Source organism: Streptomyces sp. NPDC051219 (assembly GCF_040682335.1).
Lineage (GTDB): Bacteria > Actinomycetota > Actinomycetes > Streptomycetales > Streptomycetaceae > Streptomyces.
The window spans coordinates 291,791-309,604 of record NZ_JBFBAS010000003.1 but is presented as its reverse complement, the minus strand read 5'-3'; the positions used below and the strand labels follow the sequence as shown (position 1 = coordinate 309,604).

Annotated in this window: 17 protein-coding genes and 1 tRNA gene; 8 read left to right on the top strand and 10 right to left on the bottom strand. The window is 68.4% G+C overall.

The features are described from left to right. Positions 1 to 23: 23 nt before the first annotated feature. Positions 24 to 1,706 (bottom strand): histidine kinase, encoded by a 1,683-nt coding sequence (locus tag AB0M62_RS06420; protein ID WP_366072962.1) that lies wholly within the window; start codon positions 1,704 to 1,706, stop codon positions 24 to 26. A 174-nt stretch (positions 1,707 to 1,880) separates the two neighbouring features. Here AB0M62_RS06420 and AB0M62_RS06415 point away from each other — a divergent pair, with 174 nt between their 5' ends. Beyond that, positions 1,881 to 2,501, top strand: a complete 621-nt coding sequence (locus AB0M62_RS06415; protein WP_366072961.1) for an L-threonylcarbamoyladenylate synthase — start codon at positions 1,881 to 1,883, stop codon at positions 2,499 to 2,501. Between the two features lie 122 nt (positions 2,502 to 2,623). Here the strand turns inward: AB0M62_RS06415 and AB0M62_RS06410 are convergent. Beyond that, positions 2,624 to 2,706 (bottom strand) — tRNA-Leu (locus tag AB0M62_RS06410). Positions 2,707 to 3,019: 313 nt separating this feature from the next. On the opposite strand from AB0M62_RS06410, the gene AB0M62_RS06405 reads away from it, so the two are divergent. The 6 genes from AB0M62_RS06405 (at position 3,020) to pknB (ending at position 11,022) form a co-directional block, all read left to right on the top strand. After that, positions 3,020 to 3,850, top strand: a complete 831-nt coding sequence (locus AB0M62_RS06405) for a DUF3662 and FHA domain-containing protein (RefSeq protein ID WP_366072960.1) — start codon at positions 3,020 to 3,022, stop codon at positions 3,848 to 3,850. 10 nt (positions 3,851 to 3,860) lie between these two features. Continuing rightward, positions 3,861 to 4,361 (top strand): FHA domain-containing protein, encoded by a 501-nt coding sequence (locus tag AB0M62_RS06400; protein WP_366072959.1) that lies wholly within the window; start codon positions 3,861 to 3,863, stop codon positions 4,359 to 4,361. 129 nt (positions 4,362 to 4,490) lie between these two features. Further along, positions 4,491 to 5,990 carry a Stp1/IreP family PP2C-type Ser/Thr phosphatase gene (locus AB0M62_RS06395; RefSeq protein WP_366072958.1) on the top strand — a complete coding sequence of 500 codons (1,500 nt, stop codon included), beginning with the start codon at positions 4,491 to 4,493 and terminating at the stop codon, positions 5,988 to 5,990. Positions 5,991 to 6,014: 24 nt separating this feature from the next. Further along, positions 6,015 to 7,424 carry an FtsW/RodA/SpoVE family cell cycle protein gene (locus tag AB0M62_RS06390; RefSeq protein WP_366072957.1) on the top strand — a complete coding sequence of 470 codons (1,410 nt, stop codon included), beginning with the start codon at positions 6,015 to 6,017 and terminating at the stop codon, positions 7,422 to 7,424. Continuing rightward, positions 7,421 to 8,878 (top strand): penicillin-binding transpeptidase domain-containing protein, encoded by a 1,458-nt coding sequence (locus AB0M62_RS06385; protein ID WP_366072956.1) that lies wholly within the window; start codon positions 7,421 to 7,423, stop codon positions 8,876 to 8,878. The genes AB0M62_RS06390 and AB0M62_RS06385 overlap by 4 nt, the downstream gene beginning before the upstream one ends. Positions 8,879 to 9,045: 167 nt before the next feature. After that, complete coding sequence (gene pknB / locus AB0M62_RS06380; RefSeq protein WP_366072955.1) at positions 9,046 to 11,022, top strand: Stk1 family PASTA domain-containing Ser/Thr kinase; 1,977 nt, start codon at positions 9,046 to 9,048, stop codon at positions 11,020 to 11,022. 102 nt (positions 11,023 to 11,124) lie between these two features. Here pknB and AB0M62_RS06375 read toward each other — a convergent pair whose 3' ends face one another. From AB0M62_RS06375 to AB0M62_RS06350, 6 genes are read right to left on the bottom strand one after another with little or no spacing between them, the layout of a single operon-like run. Continuing rightward, a complete protein-coding gene (locus AB0M62_RS06375) occupies positions 11,125 to 11,802 on the bottom strand; it encodes a class E sortase (RefSeq protein ID WP_366072954.1) in 678 nt (225 codons plus the stop codon). Positions 11,803 to 11,839: 37 nt separating this feature from the next. Then, positions 11,840 to 13,054 carry a class E sortase gene (locus AB0M62_RS06370; protein WP_366072953.1) on the bottom strand — a complete coding sequence of 405 codons (1,215 nt, stop codon included), beginning with the start codon at positions 13,052 to 13,054 and terminating at the stop codon, positions 11,840 to 11,842. Continuing rightward, entirely contained in the window at positions 13,051 to 13,689 is a 639-nt protein-coding gene (locus tag AB0M62_RS06365; RefSeq protein WP_366072952.1) for an aminodeoxychorismate/anthranilate synthase component II, read from the bottom strand. The genes AB0M62_RS06370 and AB0M62_RS06365 overlap by 4 nt, the downstream gene beginning before the upstream one ends. Next, the gene (locus tag AB0M62_RS06360; RefSeq protein ID WP_366072951.1) at positions 13,686 to 13,862 is read right to left on the bottom strand and encodes a hypothetical protein; all 177 of its coding nucleotides are present in this window, start codon (positions 13,860 to 13,862) and stop codon (positions 13,686 to 13,688) included. The genes AB0M62_RS06365 and AB0M62_RS06360 overlap by 4 nt, the downstream gene beginning before the upstream one ends. Positions 13,863 to 13,920: 58 nt before the next feature. Next, the gene (locus tag AB0M62_RS06355; RefSeq protein WP_366073068.1) at positions 13,921 to 14,619 is read right to left on the bottom strand and encodes a class E sortase; all 699 of its coding nucleotides are present in this window, start codon (positions 14,617 to 14,619) and stop codon (positions 13,921 to 13,923) included. 33 nt (positions 14,620 to 14,652) lie between these two features. Further along, positions 14,653 to 15,423 (bottom strand): DUF881 domain-containing protein, encoded by a 771-nt coding sequence (locus AB0M62_RS06350; RefSeq protein WP_366072950.1) that lies wholly within the window; start codon positions 15,421 to 15,423, stop codon positions 14,653 to 14,655. A gap of 142 nt (positions 15,424 to 15,565) precedes the next feature. Between AB0M62_RS06350 and crgA the strand changes: the two genes are divergently transcribed. Further along, positions 15,566 to 15,826 (top strand): cell division protein CrgA, encoded by a 261-nt coding sequence (crgA, locus tag AB0M62_RS06345; RefSeq protein WP_366072949.1) that lies wholly within the window; start codon positions 15,566 to 15,568, stop codon positions 15,824 to 15,826. Between the two features lie 291 nt (positions 15,827 to 16,117). Here the strand turns inward: crgA and AB0M62_RS06340 are convergent, their stop codons facing one another. Together AB0M62_RS06340 and AB0M62_RS06335 are read right to left on the bottom strand one after the other, a co-directional pair. Beyond that, complete coding sequence (locus tag AB0M62_RS06340; protein ID WP_366072948.1) at positions 16,118 to 17,023, bottom strand: rhomboid family intramembrane serine protease; 906 nt, start codon at positions 17,021 to 17,023, stop codon at positions 16,118 to 16,120. A gap of 128 nt (positions 17,024 to 17,151) precedes the next feature. Next, positions 17,152 to 17,700 carry a peptidylprolyl isomerase gene (locus AB0M62_RS06335; protein ID WP_366072947.1) on the bottom strand — a complete coding sequence of 183 codons (549 nt, stop codon included), beginning with the start codon at positions 17,698 to 17,700 and terminating at the stop codon, positions 17,152 to 17,154. Between the last annotated feature and the right edge of the window lie 114 nt (positions 17,701 to 17,814).

Below are 17,814 nucleotides of genomic sequence, written 5' to 3'. Positions count from 1 at the left end.
ACACCCGCACCTGAAGCGAACCGCTACCGCTTGACGACGTAAGCCTTCTTCTCGATCAGCTTGCCGTCCTTGAAGCAGAACCGGAACACCGGCTCCGTCTCCAGGCTGTCGCCCGCCTCTTCCGACATCAGCACCAGGCACGTGGAGCCCTTCGGTTCCGCCGGCCCCTTCCCGCTCAGTCCGGAGGTCAGCACCGAGTCTCCCGACGGGAGCATCCCGCGCACCTCCTCCTCGGACTGGCCGACGGACACCTCGTCGTACCGAGCGCTGTCGATCATGGCCTTGTCGAGCGAGCCCATCAGGAAGAACAGTCCGAAGCCGCTGGCTATCACCACCACCACCAGCGCCGCCACGGCGATTCCGCAGCCGAGCGCGACCCCTCCCGACCTGTTCCTGCCACCCATCACGAACTCCCTCTGCGAACCGGCCCAATCGATGACCGGACCACCGTCCCCGAGGGAGACCGGCTGTGACTGCTGCCGGAAGTCGTCGGCGGCAGCGACGAATGTCGCGCCGTCCGGCCCGTACGGCAGAACTCCCGCCACGCGGAAGCCCCCGCCCTCCACATCCCCGGCATGCACCATGCCGCCCACCAGACGCGCCCGTTCCCGCAGTCCGGTCAGCCCCTGCTTTCCGCTGACCACCTCACCCGGCAGGTAAACTGCCGGCCCGTTGGCGATCTCCACCACCAGCGAATCCGGCTCGTAGCGCAGCTCCACCGTGATCGCGGCGCCCGGCGCATGCTTGTACGCGTTGGTCAGCGCCTCCTGCACGATCCGGTACGCCGCGTGGTCACAGGCCGCCGCGAGCGGCCGCGCCTCCCCCGTGAACCGCAGCTCCACCTCCGTCCCGGCCGCCCGCGACGCCTCCACCAGGCCGGCGACGCCGGCCACGCCGCGGGCCGCCGGGTGAGCGTCGTCCCCGCGTACGGGGCCCTCGACCCCGTCCCGCAGGATGCCGACCACCTCGCGCAGCTCGTGCATCGCGGCGACCGACGCGCCCCGCAGTACCCCGACCGCCTCCCGCTGGCGGTCCGTCAGCGCCGGGTCCACCTCCAGTGCGCCGGTGTGCACGGAGATGAGCGCAAGCTGGTGGCCGAGGCTGTCGTGCATGTCCTGCGCGATCCGCTGGCGCTCGCGCATCCGCGCCTGACCGATCACCATCTCCCGCTCGCGCAGCAGTTGGGCGTTGCGCTCCTGCAGGGTGTGCAGCAGGGTGCGGCGCTGTGACCAGTAACGGCTGACGAGACCGGGCATGGCCGTCGTCACCAGGTAGAACAGCGAGGAGAACAACGCCATGGCGATCGGCTGCGGCCCGGGCCAGTTGTCCGCCGCCATGACACCGACGTAGAGGACGTACGAAGCGGTGAACGCGGCCAGCGCCTGCCCCACCCCTGCGATCCTGCGCCCCGCGGACCAGCCGGTCAGCACCAGCAGCGGCGCGAGCCCCTCCAGCAGCCCGCCGAGCGCTCCCGAAGCCATCAGCACGCTCGCGGGCAGCCGACGCCGCAGCAGCGACATCAACACGACGCACAGCGCCACCGCCCCGGTCCGCGGCCCTGAGCTGGCCAGGAGTTCCTCGATGCCGGCCGCCATCAGCGCGAGGACGACTGCCAGTACGGCCTCGCCGGCGAACCGCCGGCGGGACCACAGCTCGGGCGTCGCCAGCCAGTTCCATCCAGCCCGGACCTTCGAAATCACATGCACGCGAAGACCCTAGGCAAGCGGCCCGGACGCCCGCGTCCCCCTTTGGTCTCACCCGGCACGACGAAAGTCGCGGCGCTTCGCGGACCTTCGGCAGCGGGCGGCCGGGACGCTTTCCGCGCGGCGGCGCCGTTGTGGTCGCCCGAAGGCGGGTGCCCGGTCACCTAGACTCGGCGGATGGCGAAGTACTTCGACGTGCACCCCGATAACCCTCAGCGCCGCACCATCAGCAATGTGGCCGACAGCATCCGGTCCGGCGCGCTCGTCGTGTACCCGACGGATTCCTGTTTCGCGTTGGGATGCCAGCTGGGCAGTCGTGACGGCATCAGCCGGATCCGGTCGATCCGGAACCTGGACGATCGCCACCACTTCACACTTGTGTGCCAGAACTTCGCGCAGCTGGGTCAGTTCGTCCAGGTGGACAACGACGTGTTCCGCGCGATCAAGGCCGCGACGCCCGGCAAGTACACCTTCATCCTTCCCGCGACGAAGGAGGTGCCGCGCCAGCTGCTGCATCCGAAGAAGAAGACGGTCGGAGTCCGGATTCCCGACCATCCGGTGGCTCAGGCCCTGGTCGCCGACCTCGGTGAGCCGCTGCTGTCCAGCACCCTGCTCCTGCCCGACGAGGAGGAGCCGATGACACAGGGCTGGGAGATCAAGGAACGGCTCGACCACGTGGTGGACGCCGTGCTGGACTCGGGCGGCTGCGGCACCGAGCCGACCACGGTCATCGACTTTTCCGGCGGCGAGGTCGAGATCGTACGCCGAGGGGCGGGCGACACCGCGCGGTTCGAGTAGCCGCGACCGAAGGTGGGGAGGCCCGTGCCGGGCGGAACCGGAAAGTGCCGGGCGGAACCGGAAAGTGCCCCTCACCGGTGACGTTTGTCACTGGTGAGGGGCACTCTGTCGGTACTTCCTTGTGCGCGAGGGGGGATTTGAACCCCCACGTCCCGAAGGACACTGGCACCTGAAGCCAGCGCGTCTGCCGTTCCGCCACTCGCGCATGAGTGTTGTTTCCTGGGCTCTCCCACCGGTTTGTGTGAGCGCCTGGCGACATCCGGAAGATTAGCACGCTGACGAGGGTGGATTCACATCCGTTTCCGGGCACCCGTCACACACCGCGGACACACCCCGGCCGGACCCCGCCCGGCCGGAGACCAGCCCAGGTGCGGGACACTGTCCATGGCCCGCCTCTACGATCCCTTGTGAGGACCAACACTCCTCCACAGGGCAGACAAGGGGAACCAGCCGATTTCCCGACGCGTGGATACGATCAGTAAGCAGTACCAGGACGGCAACGACGGAGGAGGTGCCTCATGGGAGTCCTGAAGAAGTTCGAGCAGCGACTCGAAGGTCTGGTCAACGGCACCTTCGCCAAGGTGTTCAAGTCCGAAGTCCAGCCCGTCGAGATCGCCGGCGCCCTCCAGCGCGAGTGCGACAACAACGCGACGATCTGGAATCGCGAGCGGACAGTGGTGCCCAACGACTTCATCGTCGAGCTGTCAGCCCCGGACTTCGAGCGCCTGAGCCCGTACTCCGGCCAGCTCGGGGACGAGCTGTCCGGCCTGGTCCGCGACTACGCCAAGCAGCAGCGGTACACCTTCATGGGACCCATCAAGGTCCATCTGGAGAAGGCCGACGACCTCGACACCGGTCTCTACCGGGTCCGCAGTCGCACCCTCGCCTCAAGCACCGACCAGCAGAGCCCCCAGCGCGCACCAGCGGCCCCGGCCGCCGGCCAGCGCGGCGGCTACGGCTACCCGCCCGTGGGCGCACCGCCCATGCCGGCGGCGCCGCCGCCGGGCGGCGGGCGTCCCGCAGCCGCGGACCGCCGGCCGGCCACCCCGGGCCCCATGCCCGGGACGCAGGTGCGACGCTGGATCGAGATCAACGGCACCCGCCATCAGATCTCCCGCCCGACGCTGGTGCTGGGTCGCAGCACCGAAGCCGACGTGCGGATCGACGACCCCGGCGTATCGCGCCGGCACTGTGAGATCCGGACCGGAACGCCCTCGACGATCCAGGATCTCGGGTCTACCAATGGCATCGTGGTAGACGGGCAGCACACCACCCGCGCTACGCTCCGCGACGGCTCGCGGATCGTCGTGGGCAGTACAACCATCGTTTACCGGCAAGCCGAAGGGTGAAGCGGGGGCAATGTCAGAGCTGACCCTGACGGTCATGCGGCTAGGTTTCCTGGCCGTTCTGTGGCTGTTCGTCATCGTGGCCGTACAGGTCATCCGCAGTGACCTGTTCGGTACGAGAGTGACCCAGCGCGGCTCACGCCGCAACGCGGACAGCCGCCAGCAGCAGCAGGCCGGCCGGCAACAGGCCGCGCCTCCGCATCAGCGCCAGCGCCGCGGGGCACCTACCAAACTGGTCGTGTCCGAGGGCTCCCTCACCGGCACCACGGTCGCCCTCCAGGGCCAGACCATCACGCTGGGCCGGGCGCATGACTCAACGATCGTGCTGGACGACGACTACGCGTCCAGCAGGCATGCCAGGATCTACCCGGACCGTGACGGCCAGTGGATCGTCGAGGATCTCGGGTCCACCAACGGCACATATCTCGACCGGACCCGACTCACCACCCCGACACCCATTCCGCTGGGCTCGCCGATCCGCATTGGCAAGACCGTCATCGAGCTGCGGAAGTAGTACGACAATGAGTGAGCGGAGCGAGCGAGCCGCGGCGGTCCCGACAGCGGACCCGAGCGCGCTCCCGACCGGAGGGTGGGCAGTGTGGCTCGAGACCGGTTGTACCCGGATCCGACGGGCGAGGTGCGCATGAGTCTTTCACTGCGCTTCGCCGCCGGATCGCACAAGGGCATGATCCGCGAGGGCAACGAGGACTCCGGCTACGCCGGCCCGCGCCTCCTCGCCATCGCCGACGGCATGGGAGGCCAGGCCGCGGGCGAGGTCGCGAGCTCGGAGGTGATCTCCACCCTCGTACAGCTCGACGACGACGTGCCCGGGTCGGACATCCTCACCTCGCTCGGCACCGCCGTACAGCGCGCCAACGACCAACTGCGCGTCATGGTCGAGGAGGACCCCCAGCTCGAAGGCATGGGCACCACCCTGACCGCCCTGCTGTGGACCGGTCAGCGGCTCGGCCTCGTCCACGTCGGCGACTCCCGGGCGTACCTGCTGCGCGACGGCGTACTCACCCAGATCACCCAGGACCACACTTGGGTGCAGCGCCTCGTCGACGAGGGCCGCATCACCGAGGAAGAAGCCACCACCCACCCGCAGCGCTCCCTGCTGATGCGCGCGCTGGGCAGCGGCGAACACGTCGAGCCCGACCTCTCCATCCGTGAAGTCCGCGCCGGCGACCGCTACCTGATCTGCTCCGACGGGCTCTCCGGGGTCGTCAGCCATCAGACGATGGAGGACACCCTCGCCAGCTACCAGGGCCCACAGGAGACCGTGCAGGAGCTCATCCAGCTCGCGCTGCGCGGCGGCGGCCCGGACAACATCACCTGCATCGTCGCCGACGTCCTCGACGTCGACGGCAGCGACACCCTGGCCGGGCAGCTCAGCGACACGCCCGTCGTCGTCGGCGCGGTCGCCGAGAACCAGCACCAGCCGAACGACGGCAGCGCCATGCAGACCCCGGCCGGCCGCGCCGCCGGTCTCGGCCGGCCGGTACCGCCGCAGGCTCCCGGGGGTGGCTTCGGCCCGCCCGGCAGCGGCGACGACATGGGATACGGCAGCGGGCCCGACGGCGCCTTCGGCGCGTACACCGACGAAGACTTCGTGAAGCCGCGCGGCGGCCGCAAGTGGCTGAAGAGATCGTTCTTCCTGGTACTCGCGCTGGCGGTCATCGGCGGCGGTGTGTACGGCGGCTGGCGCTGGACGCAGACCCAGTACTACGTCGGCGTCAACGACGAGCACGTCGCGCTCTACCGTGGCATCAGCCAGGACCTGGCCTGGGTCAGTCTCTCGAAGGTCGAGAAGGACCACCCCGAGATCGAACTCAAGTACCTCCCGACCTTCAAGCAGAAGCAGGTCGTGGCCACCATCAGCGAAGGCAGCCTCGGCGATGCCCGCGCGAAGATCCAGGAACTCTCCACCCAGGCCTCTGCCTGCAAGAAGGACGAGCAGCGCCGCAAGGCCGAGCAGGAGATCAGCAAGCCGGCGGAGCAGGCCGAGGGACAGGCCGGTGGCACCACCGGCATTCCCGGGAACCAGTCCGCGACGAACAAGCCGACCGAAGCAACCCCCACACCCGGTCCCAGCCTCTCCGAGGAAGAGAAAAAGCTGGTCCCGCTGTGCGGTAAGCAGTAAGAGCCGTAGGGGGCCTTCAGCACCATGAGCGTTGTCACCAACACGACCACGATCGGCGCGATCGACGCACCGAGCCGACGCAACACCGAGCTCGTCCTGCTCGCGTTCGCCGTCGTCATCCCGGTTTTCGCGTACGCCAACGTGGGCCTGGCCATGACCGGCGAAATGCCCACCGGCATGATCGGTTACGGCCTCGGGCTCGGCCTGCTCGCAGGCATCGCCCACCTCGTGGTGCGCAAGTTCGCCAAGTACGCAGACCCGCTGCTGCTCCCCCTGGCCACCCTCCTCAACGGCCTGGGCCTGGTACTGATCTGGCGCCTCGACCAGTCGCCGCGGCTGATCAGCCGGGCCGAGCAGCTCTTCGGCGCCCACAGCGCGGACGCCCCCAAGCAGCTGATGTACTCGGCGATCGGCATCGCCCTGCTCGTCGCCGTCCTGCTCACGCTGAAGGACCACCGGATCCTGCAGCGCTACACCTACATCTCCATGGCCGCGGCGCTGGTCCTGCTGATCCTGCCGATGTTCTTCCCCGCGGTGAACGGCGCCAAGATCTGGATCAGCCTGGGCCCCTTCTCCATCCAGCCCGGCGAGTTCGCGAAGATCATCATCGCGGTGTTCTTCTCCGGCTACCTGATGGTCAAACGCGACGCCCTGGCCCTGGCCAGCCGCCGCTTCATGGGCCTCTACCTGCCCCGCGGACGGGACCTCGGACCCATCCTGGTGGTCTGGGTCATGTCCATCCTGATCCTCGTCTTCGAGACCGACCTGGGCACCTCGCTGCTCTTCTTCGGCCTCTTCGTGATCATGCTGTACGTCGCCACCGAGCGGACGAGCTGGATCGTCTTCGGTCTGCTGATGTCCGCGGTGGGCGCGGTCGGCGTGGCCACCTTCGAGCCGCACGTCCAGCAGCGCGTGGACTTCTGGCTCAATCCCTTCGCCGAGGAGACCCTCCAACAGAGCGACCAGATCGCCCAGGCGCTCATGTCCTTCGGCTCCGGCGGCGTCCTCGGCACCGGACTCGGCCAGGGCCACTCCGACCTCATCGGCTTCGCCGCCAACTCCGACTTCATCCTCTCCACCGTCGGCGAGGAGTTCGGCCTCGCCGGGACGATGGCGTTCCTGCTGATCTACGGCCTGATCGTCGAGCGGGGCGTACGGACCGCACTCGCCGCCCGCGATCCCTTCGGCAAGCTCCTCGCGATCGGCCTCTCCGGAGCCTTCGCCATCCAGGTCTTCGTCGTCGCCGGCGGCGTCATGGGCCTCATCCCGCTGACCGGTATGACGATGCCGTTCGTGGCCGCCGGTGGATCGTCTGTGATCGCGAACTGGGCGCTGATCGGCATCCTGATCCGGATCAGCGACACCGCGCGCCGTCCCGCCCCGGCCCCCGCCCCGTCCCCCGACGCCGAGATGACCCAGGTGGTCCGACCGTGAACAAGCCCCTGCGCCGGATCGCGATCTTCTGCGGGCTGCTCGTCCTCGCCCTGCTGATCCGTACCAACTGGCTCCAGTACGTCGAGGCCGAAGAGCTCAGCACGCACGCCAAGAACCGCCGCGTCCAGATCGAGCAGTACGCCCAGGAGCGCGGCAACATCATCGTCGAGGGCAAGGCCATCACCGGGTCCGTCGTCACCAACGGCAGCGACTTCAAGTACAAGCGCACCTACAAGGACGGCCCGATGTGGGCCCCCGTCACCGGCTACGCCTCGCAGGCCTTCGGCTCCAACCAGATCGAAGCCCTCGAGGACGGCATCCTCACCGGCAACGACGACCGGCTCTTCTTCGACCGCACGGTCGGCATGTTCACCGGCGAGAAGAAGCAGGGCGGCAACGTCGTCACCACCCTGAACGCAGCCGCCCAGGAAGCCGCGTTCAAGGGCCTCGGCGACAAGAAGGGCGCCGTCGCCGCCATCGACCCGCAGACCGGCGCGATCCTCGCGCTGGCCAGCACCCCCTCGTACGACCCGTCCAGCTTCGCCGGAAACTCCAAGACGGACGAGAAGAACTGGGTCTCGCTCAAGGACGGCAAGGACAAGCGCCTGGTCAACCGGGCACTGCGGGAGACGTATCCGCCCGGCTCCACGTTCAAGGTCCTCACTGCCGCCGCCGCCCTGGAGCACGGCAAGGTCACGGACATCAACGCGCCGACGGACACCCCCGACCCCTATATCCTGCCCACCACCCAGACCGAGATGGTCAACCACGCGAACGGCTGCGAGAACGCCAGCCTCATGCAGGCCATGAAGGTCTCCTGCAACTCCGTCTTCGCCAAGCTCGGCGACGACGTCACGCGGGACAAGATGGTGGAGACCGCCGAGAAGTTCGGCTTCAACAACCCCGAGATCGACACCCCCGTCCGCGCCTTCGCCTCCGTCTACGACACGAAGATGGACAGGCCGGGCAACGCGCTCTCCTCGATCGGCCAGTTCAACACCGCAGCCACCCCGCTCCAGATGGCCATGGTCACCGCCGCGATCGCCAACGACGGCAAGCTGATGAAGCCGTACATGGTCGACCAGCTGACCGCGCCCAACCTGGATGTCCTCGAGAGGCACGAGCCGCAGGAGATGAGCCGGCCGCTCTCCGCCGAGAACGCGCAGAAGATCCAGGCGATGATGCAGACCGTCGTCGAATCGGGCACCGGCACCAAGGCCAAGATCGACGGCGTGACCGTCGGCGGCAAGACCGGCACCGCCCAGCACGGCGAGAACAACAGCAAGAACCCCTACGCCTGGTTCATCTCGTACGCCAAGACAGGCGACGGCTCCCCGGTCGCCGTGGCCGTGGTGGTCGAGGACGGCGCCGCCGTCCGCGACGACATCTCCGGCGGCGGACTCGCCGCCCCCATCGCGAAGGCCGTCATGAAGGCGGTCATCGACAGCAAGTGACTCGCGTCACATCAGGGGCCTATCCGGCCACGTAGCGGTACCGGTCGGATATCAGCCGGCGGTCGCGGACGGATCAGCTTCGCGTGGCCGGTAGCGTATGCGCGAACAGCACACCGCCGGACCACACACCGGTGCGGTCGGGACTGACGGAGAGGGCTGGAACAGTTATGGAAGAGCCGCGTCGCCTCGGCGGCCGGTACGAGCTGGGCTCGGTGCTCGGCCGTGGTGGCATGGCCGAGGTCTACCTCGCACACGACACCCGGCTCGGCCGCACCGTCGCCGTGAAGACGCTGCGGGCGGACCTCGCCCGTGATCCGTCCTTCCAGGCCCGGTTCCGCCGTGAGGCCCAGTCGGCCGCCTCGCTCAACCACCCGGCGATCGTCGCTGTCTACGACACCGGCGAGGACTACGTCGACAACGTCTCCATCCCGTACATCGTGATGGAGTACGTCGACGGGTCCACCCTGCGTGAGCTGCTGCACTCCGGCCGCAAACTGCTGCCCGAGCGCACCCTGGAGATGACCATCGGCATCCTCCAGGCCCTGGAGTACTCACACCGCAACGGCATCGTCCACCGGGACATCAAGCCCGCCAACGTCATGCTGACGCGCACCGGCCAGGTCAAGGTCATGGACTTCGGCATCGCCCGCGCTATGGGCGACTCCGGCATGACCATGACGCAGACCGCGGCCGTCATCGGTACCGCGCAGTACCTCTCGCCCGAGCAGGCCAAGGGCGAGCAGGTCGACGCCCGCTCCGACCTCTACTCCACCGGTTGTCTGCTCTACGAGCTGCTGACCGTCCGGCCGCCGTTCGTCGGCGACTCGCCGGTCGCCGTCGCGTACCAGCACGTACGGGAGGAGCCGCAGCCGCCCAGCAACTTCGACCCCGAGATCACGCCCGAGATGGACGCGATCGTCCTGAAGGCGCTGGTCAAGGACCCCGACTACCGCTACCAGTCCGCCGACGAGATGCGCGCCGACATCGAGGCGTGCCTCGACGGCCAGCCGGTCGCCGCCACCGCGGCGATGGGCGCGGTGGGCTACGGCGGCTATCCCGACGACCAGCCCACCACGGCCCTGCGCTCGGCGGACTCGCAGCAGACATCGATGCTGCCGCCGATGAACCCGGACGACGGCGGATACGGCTACGACAACCGGTCGGACCGGCGCCGCCAGGACCGGCAGAAGAAGTCGAACACCTCGACGATCCTCCTGGTGGTGGCCGGCGTCCTCGTCCTCGTCGGCGCGATCCTGATCGGCCGCTCGCTCTTCGGGCCCGGCGGCGGGGACAGCCAGTCCGAGGTGCCGCAGCTGGTGGGCGAGACGTTCACCGACGCCGAGCGACTGGTCGGCAACGTCGGCCTGAAGGTCTCCATTGCCCGGCAGGAGCCCTGCGAGGAACAGCCCAAGGACAAGATCTGCAGCCAGGACCCGGCGGGCGGCACCAAGCTCGCGGAGGGCGAGACCATCTCGGTGGTCGTCTCGACGGGCGCACCGAAGGTGACCGTGCCCAACGTCGAGGGCCTGTCCTTCTCCGAGGCCAAGAAGCAGCTGGAGGACAAGGGCTTCAAGGTCGACAAGAAGACCGAGGAGTCCGAACGCCCCGCGAACGTCGTCATCGCCCAGGACCCGAAGGGTGACACCTCGGTCCAGAAGGGCACCGAGATCACTCTCACCGTCGCCCGGGAGATCAAGAAGGTCGAGGTGCCCGACCTGACGGGCAAGACGCCCGACCAGGCGAAGCAGGCCCTGGAGGCGGTCGGGCTCGTCCTCGGCACCACGACCGAGGTGGACTCCGCCTCCCCGCCCGGCACGGTGGTCCAGCAGGGCACCCAGGCCGGCACCGAGGTGGACCCCGGCTCGACGGTGAACATCCAGGTCGCCAAGGCGGCCCAGCAGCCGGTCCAGGTGCCGCTGCTGCTCGGCAAGACGGTCGGCCAGGCCCGCCAGGAGCTCCAGCAGCTAGGACTGCAGGTGGGCAATATCGACGGCCCCTCGGACGACAACGCCTTCGTTCAGGCCAGCAACCCCGGGGCAGGTTCACAGGTCGCCCCGGGCACGAAGATCGACCTCAAGACCTTCGGCAACGGCCAGAACAACAACGGCGGTAACAACGGCGGCCTCTTCAGCGACAGAGACTGACCCGCAGCCGGGGAACGCAGCCCGCGGAACGACGAGAGGCCCCGGCACCCACGAGATGGGTGCCGGGGCCTCTCGCTGTGCGCCCGGACCGGGGAGAGATCTCTACAGCAGCTCCGGCGGCGGCGTACGCCGGCCGTCGACCTTCTCCGTACGCTCCAGCTGCCCCCACACCACGTACCGGTGCTTCGACGTGTACACCGGCGTGCAGGTCGTCAGCGTGATGTACCGGCCCGGCTTCGTCTTGCCCGACCCCTTCGGGATGGGGTTCAGGACCCCCACGTCGTACTTCGAGGTCTCCGGCAGCGCCGCGTAGACCTTGTAGACGTACCAGAGGTCCTTCGTCTCGAAGACGATCGAGTCGCCGTTCTTCAGCTTGTGGATGTTGTGGAACTTCGCACCGTGCCCGTCACGGTGCGCCGCCAGCGAGAAGTTCCCCTGCTTGTCCCATGGGAGCGCCGACTTCACCGGGTCGGTGTAGTAGCCGGCGATACCGGCGTTGAGCGCCTTCGTACCGGTACCCCGCTTGACCAGCACCTCGCCGTTGTCCATGGCCGGTACGTGCAGGAAGCCGATGCCGTCCTTGGTGTCCAGCGCGCCCGGGCCGCTGTTCGCCCAGTTGCCGCGCACCTCGTCGCCCTGCTTCGAGGCCTCACGGTCCGCGAGAACGTTCGTCCACCACAGCGAGTAGAGGACGAAGAGCCCGAGCACCAGACCGGCCGTGATGAGAAGTTCGCCGAAGACGCTGATGACGCCGGCGATCCGGCTGCGCGCACGTGCCACTGCACCTGTTCCTGTCTAGAAATGTCAGCCCCTCGCCTCACCCGACGAGTGCGTCCGGTTTGCCCTTGCTGCGCGGCCGTTCCTCCACCATCTTCCCCCAGACGATCATCCGATACGTACTGGTGAACTCAGGTGTGCAGGTCGTCAGCGTGATGTACCGGCCGGGACCGGTGAAGCCGGAACCCTCTGGCACGGGGCCGATGACGCTCACGTTCGAGGGCGGCGTCTGGGGCAGGATGCTCGCCATCTCGTACGTGTAGAACGTGTCCTGCGTCTCGACCACGATCGCGTCGCCCGGCTCGAGCCGGTTGATGTACCGGAACGGTTCGCCATGAGTGTTGCGGTGGCCCGCGACCGCGAAATTGCCCTGCTTGTCCGACGGCATCGCGGTCTTGAGCTTGCCCTCGGCGTAGTGACCGACCATTCCGCGGTCCAGCACACCGTGCTTGTCGATGCCCTCCGCGATCGGGACCTTCACATCGAGCCTGGGGATGTACATGATGGCGAAGCCCTGCCCCGGCTCGAAGGCACCGGCCTTGCGCCCCTTCGCCCAGTCGTCCTGAAGGCTGTTGGCCGCGCCGTTCGCCTGCCGATCGGCGAGCACGTTCGTGTACCAGAGCTGGTACGTGACGAACAACAGCATCAGCACCCCGAGGGTGATGAACATTTCACCGACGACACGGCTCGCGACAACAGCCGGGCTCTCCTTGCGCGCCCGGGCGGCCAGCCTGGCCTCCATACGCGTCCCGGGGGCTGCGGCGGGGCCGGCCTCCGGGTCGGGCCGTCCGCCACGCCTGGCCGCTCTGCGGCGCTCCGCGCGCCCCCCGGTGGGCGGAACCTCCGGCGGCACTGCGCGCCGGGTCTCAGCGGTACGCAGCGCCACGGTCTCGTCGTCCGGTACGGGGACGAAGCGGGCGGGCTGCGGGGCGGGCGCCGGCACAGGCGCGGGAGGGCGCGGGGGCGTCGGCATGGCCGCGGGCCCGACAGGCTGCGGCTGCGCCTGGTCCCCGTACCACTGCTGCTCATAGCCCTGAGGGTCGTACCACTCCTGGGCCTCGCGCTGGGGCGCCTGCTGCGGCGGGGGCTGGTTCCCGTCCCGGAACCAGGGAGACGCGTGCTGCCCCGGGAGCGGGTCGTTCAGCGGGTCCGCCAGCTGGTCCACGGCCGCCTCGAACGTACCGGCAGCCTCGTACGAACCGTTCTCGTACGAGGCGTCGTAGCCGGAATCCCGCTCGGGGCGGAGTGCGGTCACGCGACAGCCTTGCCCACCACCGGCGCAAGTCCCGCCGACCGCTCGACGGCGCCGCTGTCCCCGCACTGCACCAGCCAGTTGGCGAGCATCAGATGCCCGTGCTCGGTCAGTACGGACTCCGGGTGGAACTGGACTCCCTCCACCGCGAGGTCACGGTGGCGCAGCCCCATGATGATTCCGTCGGCGGTCCGCGCGGTGACTTCCAGCTCCGCCGGAACCGTCTCCGGCTCCGCGGCGAGCGAGTGGTACCGCGTCGCCGTGAACGGCGACGGCAGCCCCGCGAAGACACCCTGGCCCCCGTGGGTCACCAGCGATGTCTTGCCGTGCAGCAGCTCGGGGGCCCGGTCCACCACACCGCCGTAGGCCACCGCCATCGACTGCATCCCGAGGCAGACGCCGAACACCGGAACCCCGGTGTCCGCGCAGTGGCGGACCATGTCGACGCAGACGCCGGCCTGTTCGGGGGTACCGGGACCCGGCGACAGCAGCACGCCGTCGAAGCCGTCCTGGGCGTGCGCGAGTGCGACCTCGTCGTTGCGCACGACCTCGCACTCGGCGCCCAGCTGGTACAGGTACTGGACCAGGTTGAACACGAAGCTGTCGTAGTTGTCGACGACCAGAATGCGTGCACTCATCGCGTGGCTCCCGATCCCTCGTCGACGGTCACATCGTTGAACGGAAGCAGCGGTTCCGCCCACGGGAAGACGTACTGGAAGAGCACAAAAACCACTGCCAGGACCAGCACGAGCGAGAGAGCAGCCCTCACCCCTGCGTTGCCCGGCAGATGCCGCCAGATCCAGCCGTACATGCTGTCCCTTCCGATCGGTACGGCACAAGACTAGAGGGCAGCGGCGAGGACTGGTGGGTCAGCTGCGCAATGCCTCCGGCTCCCCTTCCGCGACCGGCCGGGTGGCGTCGAGATGCGCCCAGGCGATCAGCCGGTGGCTGTGCCCCCACTCCGGCTCGCAGGTGGTCAGCGTCAGATAGCGGCCCGGGCCGTTGAAACCGGATTTCTCGGGCACCGGATCGACCACCCCGACGTCACTCGGCAGCGTCCGGTAGGGCTTCCTGGATATCCGGTACGTGAACCAGGTCGTCCCGTCCGTCAGCACCACCGCGTCTCCGGGCCGCAGCTTCGGGAAGTCCTTGAACGGGTCCCCGTGCGTACGCCGGTGCCCGGCCACCGAGAAGTTGCCCGTTCCGCCCAGCCACGTGGTGCGCGCGTAGTGGCCGAGGCCTTTCTTCAGCGTGCCGGTCCCGGTGCCCTCCAGGACGGGCTTGTGCCACTGCTCGCCGAACCTGGGGATGTACATCACGGCGAAGGGCCTGCCCTCCCGGTACGGCGGCGGGGCGGGTAGCCCGGCCGCCTGCGACGGCCGGTCATTCGTACCGATGGGCACAGGGGCCTGCTCCCATCCCTCCCGGAGCCGGCCGATCTCGCCGTCCATGGCGCTGTCGGCCTTGACGCCGGTCCAGAACAGCACGTACGCCACGAAGAGCACGATCAGCGTGCCGGCGGTGATGCACACCTCGCTGAAGGTCCGGACGATCAGGCGCACGGTCACCGTGGTGCTCACCGGCCGTTCCCTCCCCAGGGGCTACCGCACAGGCTTCGCGTAGTGGAGATCCACTGTGCCCGAGTAGCCGGGAAGAGTCACCGCCTCGTGGTCGTCGACTTTCCAGCCGAGGCCGTAGGCGTCGACGTACAGCTGGTAGTTCTGGATCGCGGGGGAGGCGGTCAGTGCCCGCTTGAGGTCAGCCGGATCGCCGACGGCCGTCACCTTGTACGGCGGCGAATAGACCCGGCCCTGAAGGATCAGCGTGTTGCCGACACACCGCACCGCGCTCGTGGAGATCAGCCGCTGGTCCATCACCCGGATGCCCTTGGCACCGCCCTGCCACAAGGCGTTGACGACGGCCTGCAGATCCTGCTGGTGGATGACCAGGTCGTTGGGCTGCGGCTCCGGCACGTTGGGGATACGGGCGGTGGCGTTCGGCGGGGCGTCGTTGAGCGTGACCGTCACCGCCTCGCCGGACAGCGGCTCGGTTCCGGCGTCGCGCTGCAACGCCTTGAGCTCGGCGTCCTCGGCCTTCGTACTGCCGTCGTCGCGCTCGGCGAGGGCATCGACGTCCTCGCGCACCGACCCGGCCGAATCCTCCAGCTCCGCGTTGTTCCCGCTGCGCTCCCGGATGAGGTCGGAGAGTTTCAGCAAGGAGTCGTCCGTGCGGATGTTCGTACCCTTGGACGTGTTGAAGCTGGTGACGAAGATGAGACCCGCGAGGGCGAAAACAGCAGCGGTGAGCAGCCGGACCGGCCGCCGGAAAACGCGGCGGGCGGGCTTGGTGGGAGGGTCGGCAGAATTGCTCAACGTACCCTTATCTCCTTCGGCGCCGCGGAAGCACTACGCTAACGGACGCCCGGGGGAGGCAGAGATCCCCCTGTCCCCCGCCCCGGCCCCAAGCCCATAGTTCCCTGCGCGGTCACGCAGCGCATCGACAGGAGAGTCCCTCGTGCCGAAGTCACGTATCCGCAAGAAGGCCGACTTCACGCCGCCGCCTTCGGCGACGAAGCAGGCGACCAGCATCAAGCTGACCAACCGCAGCTGGGTCGCGCCGGTCATGCTGGCGTTGTTCCTGATCGGGCTCGCCTGGATCGTCGTCTTCTATGTGACCGACACCCGGCTGCCGATCGAAGCCCTCGGCAACTGGAACATCGTCGTCGGTTTCGGCTTCATCGCCGCGGGCTTCGGCGTTTCCACCCAGTGGAAGTAGCCGGAAGCATCCGCTGCGGAAGTAGCCCTTTCGGCCCACTCGGTCAAGTCCTGCCCTGAGTTATCCACAGCGCTATCCACAGTGGGGAAAAGGTCAGACGATCTGTGGATAACTCGACGGGTGTTGACGCTGGTGTGACTGCCACCACGCCACACGGTATACAGCCTCGCCCCTTGTCCTCTCTGGGAAAACCCGGATCAGCGACAGGGGGCACAGGTGTTCCCCACCGCGTGCACAAGATCCGCCACTCGCTGTGGACAACTGCGGGATCGCAGTTGAGGGTGTCTGTCCTCAGGTGAGCATCGCCGTACGCGTGACGACGGTGACGAGGACCGCCGCGAGGACGAGCGCACAGCTGCCCCACTGCACGAGGGCCCGGTGCTCGCGCGGGGCGTGCACCATCCCGACGGCAATCAGGACACCCGCGACCAGCCCGCCGACATGCGCCTGCCAGGCGATGCCCGGCCCGAAGAATGTGAAGAGCAGGTTCACCGCGAGCAGCGCGAACACCGGGCGCAAGTCGTAGTTCATCCGCCGCATGAGGACGACGGTGGCGCCCAGCAGACCGAAGATCGCACCGGAGGCCCCGAGCGAGGGCTGGTTCGGCTCGGCGATGAGATACGTGAGCGCGCTGCCGGCAAGCCCCGAGACCAGGTACAGCGCCAGATAGCGGGCCCGGCCCAGTGCCGCCTCCAGCGGCCCGCCGAGCCACCACAGTCCCAGCATGTTGAAGGCGAAGTGCCAGACTTCCTGGTGCAGGAACATCGAGGTCAGCAGGCGGTACCACTGGCCCTCGGCGACGCCCTCCAGAGGGGCTCCGAAAAAGTCCCAGTAGCGGCCGACAAGGCGTAGCTCTTCGACCACCCGGTCGCCGATTCCCGGGAGCAGGCCGAGGAGGAACACCGCCGCGTTGAGACCCAGCAGCACCTTGGTGACCAGATGCGGGTCCGCGGCCACCGCGCCGCCGGCGATCGTGCGCGGCTGGTTCGCGGTCGGGGCGTGCCCCGTTCCCGAGCCGCCACGGATGCATTCGAGGCACTGGAAGCCGACGGAAGCACTGACCATGCACTCGGGGCAGATGGGCCGCTCACAGCGGGTGCAGCGGATTCCGGTCTCGCGGTCGGGGTGGCGGTAGCAGCCGGGCAGGCGGTCCGCGGGCACGCTCCGCTCCGGGCTTTCCGGTGGCTGCTGACCCATCTGGTCCCCTCGGCTCTCTGTGCTCGCGGTACCGCTCACTGCGCCGCCCCGCCTATCCAGTACGGACGAGCGGGGCGGAATGGTTCCCGGGTTACACGAAATGGGAAACGGGAAACGCAGGCGGCGCGTCAGCGCTTCTCGAGGACGACCGGGCGCTTCTCGATGACGACCGACTCGATGACGACGTCCTGCACCGGGCGCTCGGTGCGCGGGTTGGTCGACGTCGCGGCGATGGCGTCGACGACTTTCTTGCCCGTATCGCTGCTGACCTCGCCGAAGATGGTGTGCTTGCGGGTCAGCCACGCGGTCGGCGAGACGGTGATGAAGAACTGGGAGCCGTTGGTGGCCGGGCCGGCATTGGCCATGGCCAGCAGGTACGGCCTGTCGAAGGACAGCTCGGGGTGGAACTCGTCCGCGAACTCGTATCCCGGGCCGCCCGTGCCGTTGCCCAGCGGGTCACCGCCCTGGATCATGAATCCGCTGATCACACGGTGGAAGACCGTTCCGTCGTACAGCGGGTCCTTGGTCTTCTTGCCGGTGGCCGGGTGGGTCCACTCACGCTCGCCCTGGGCGAGCTCCACGAAGTTCCTGACCGTCTTCGGTGCGTGATCCGGCAGGAGCCGGATCTCGATGTCGCCCTGGTTGGTCTTCAGAGTGGCGTAAAGCTGCTCGGACACGATCCGCCTTCCATAGTCCTCACTGACGACTCACGATCCTCGCACGGACCTTATTGCGACGAGTAGCTGCCGAACCGCCCGCGCGGCGTGGCGAACCGTGGCATTGTCGTCGCC

What these genes read in the sequence shown, in the direction of transcription:
- AB0M62_RS06415 (WP_366072961.1), top strand. Translation starts at nt 1,881, where the DNA reads ATGGCGAAGTACTTCGACGTGCACCCCGATAACCCTCAGCGCCGCACC.
- AB0M62_RS06405 (WP_366072960.1), top strand. Translation starts at nt 3,020, where the DNA reads ATGGGAGTCCTGAAGAAGTTCGAGCAGCGACTCGAAGGTCTGGTCAAC.
- AB0M62_RS06400 (WP_366072959.1), top strand. Translation starts at nt 3,861, where the DNA reads ATGTCAGAGCTGACCCTGACGGTCATGCGGCTAGGTTTCCTGGCCGTT.
- AB0M62_RS06395 (WP_366072958.1), top strand. Translation starts at nt 4,491, where the DNA reads ATGAGTCTTTCACTGCGCTTCGCCGCCGGATCGCACAAGGGCATGATC.
- AB0M62_RS06390 (WP_366072957.1), top strand. Translation starts at nt 6,015, where the DNA reads ATGAGCGTTGTCACCAACACGACCACGATCGGCGCGATCGACGCACCG.
- pknB (WP_366072955.1), top strand. Translation starts at nt 9,046, where the DNA reads ATGGAAGAGCCGCGTCGCCTCGGCGGCCGGTACGAGCTGGGCTCGGTG.
- AB0M62_RS06365 (WP_366072952.1), bottom strand. Translation starts at nt 13,689, where the DNA reads ATGAGTGCACGCATTCTGGTCGTCGACAACTACGACAGCTTCGTGTTC.
- AB0M62_RS06360 (WP_366072951.1), bottom strand. Translation starts at nt 13,862, where the DNA reads ATGTACGGCTGGATCTGGCGGCATCTGCCGGGCAACGCAGGGGTGAGG.
- AB0M62_RS06340 (WP_366072948.1), bottom strand. Translation starts at nt 17,023, where the DNA reads ATGGGTCAGCAGCCACCGGAAAGCCCGGAGCGGAGCGTGCCCGCGGAC.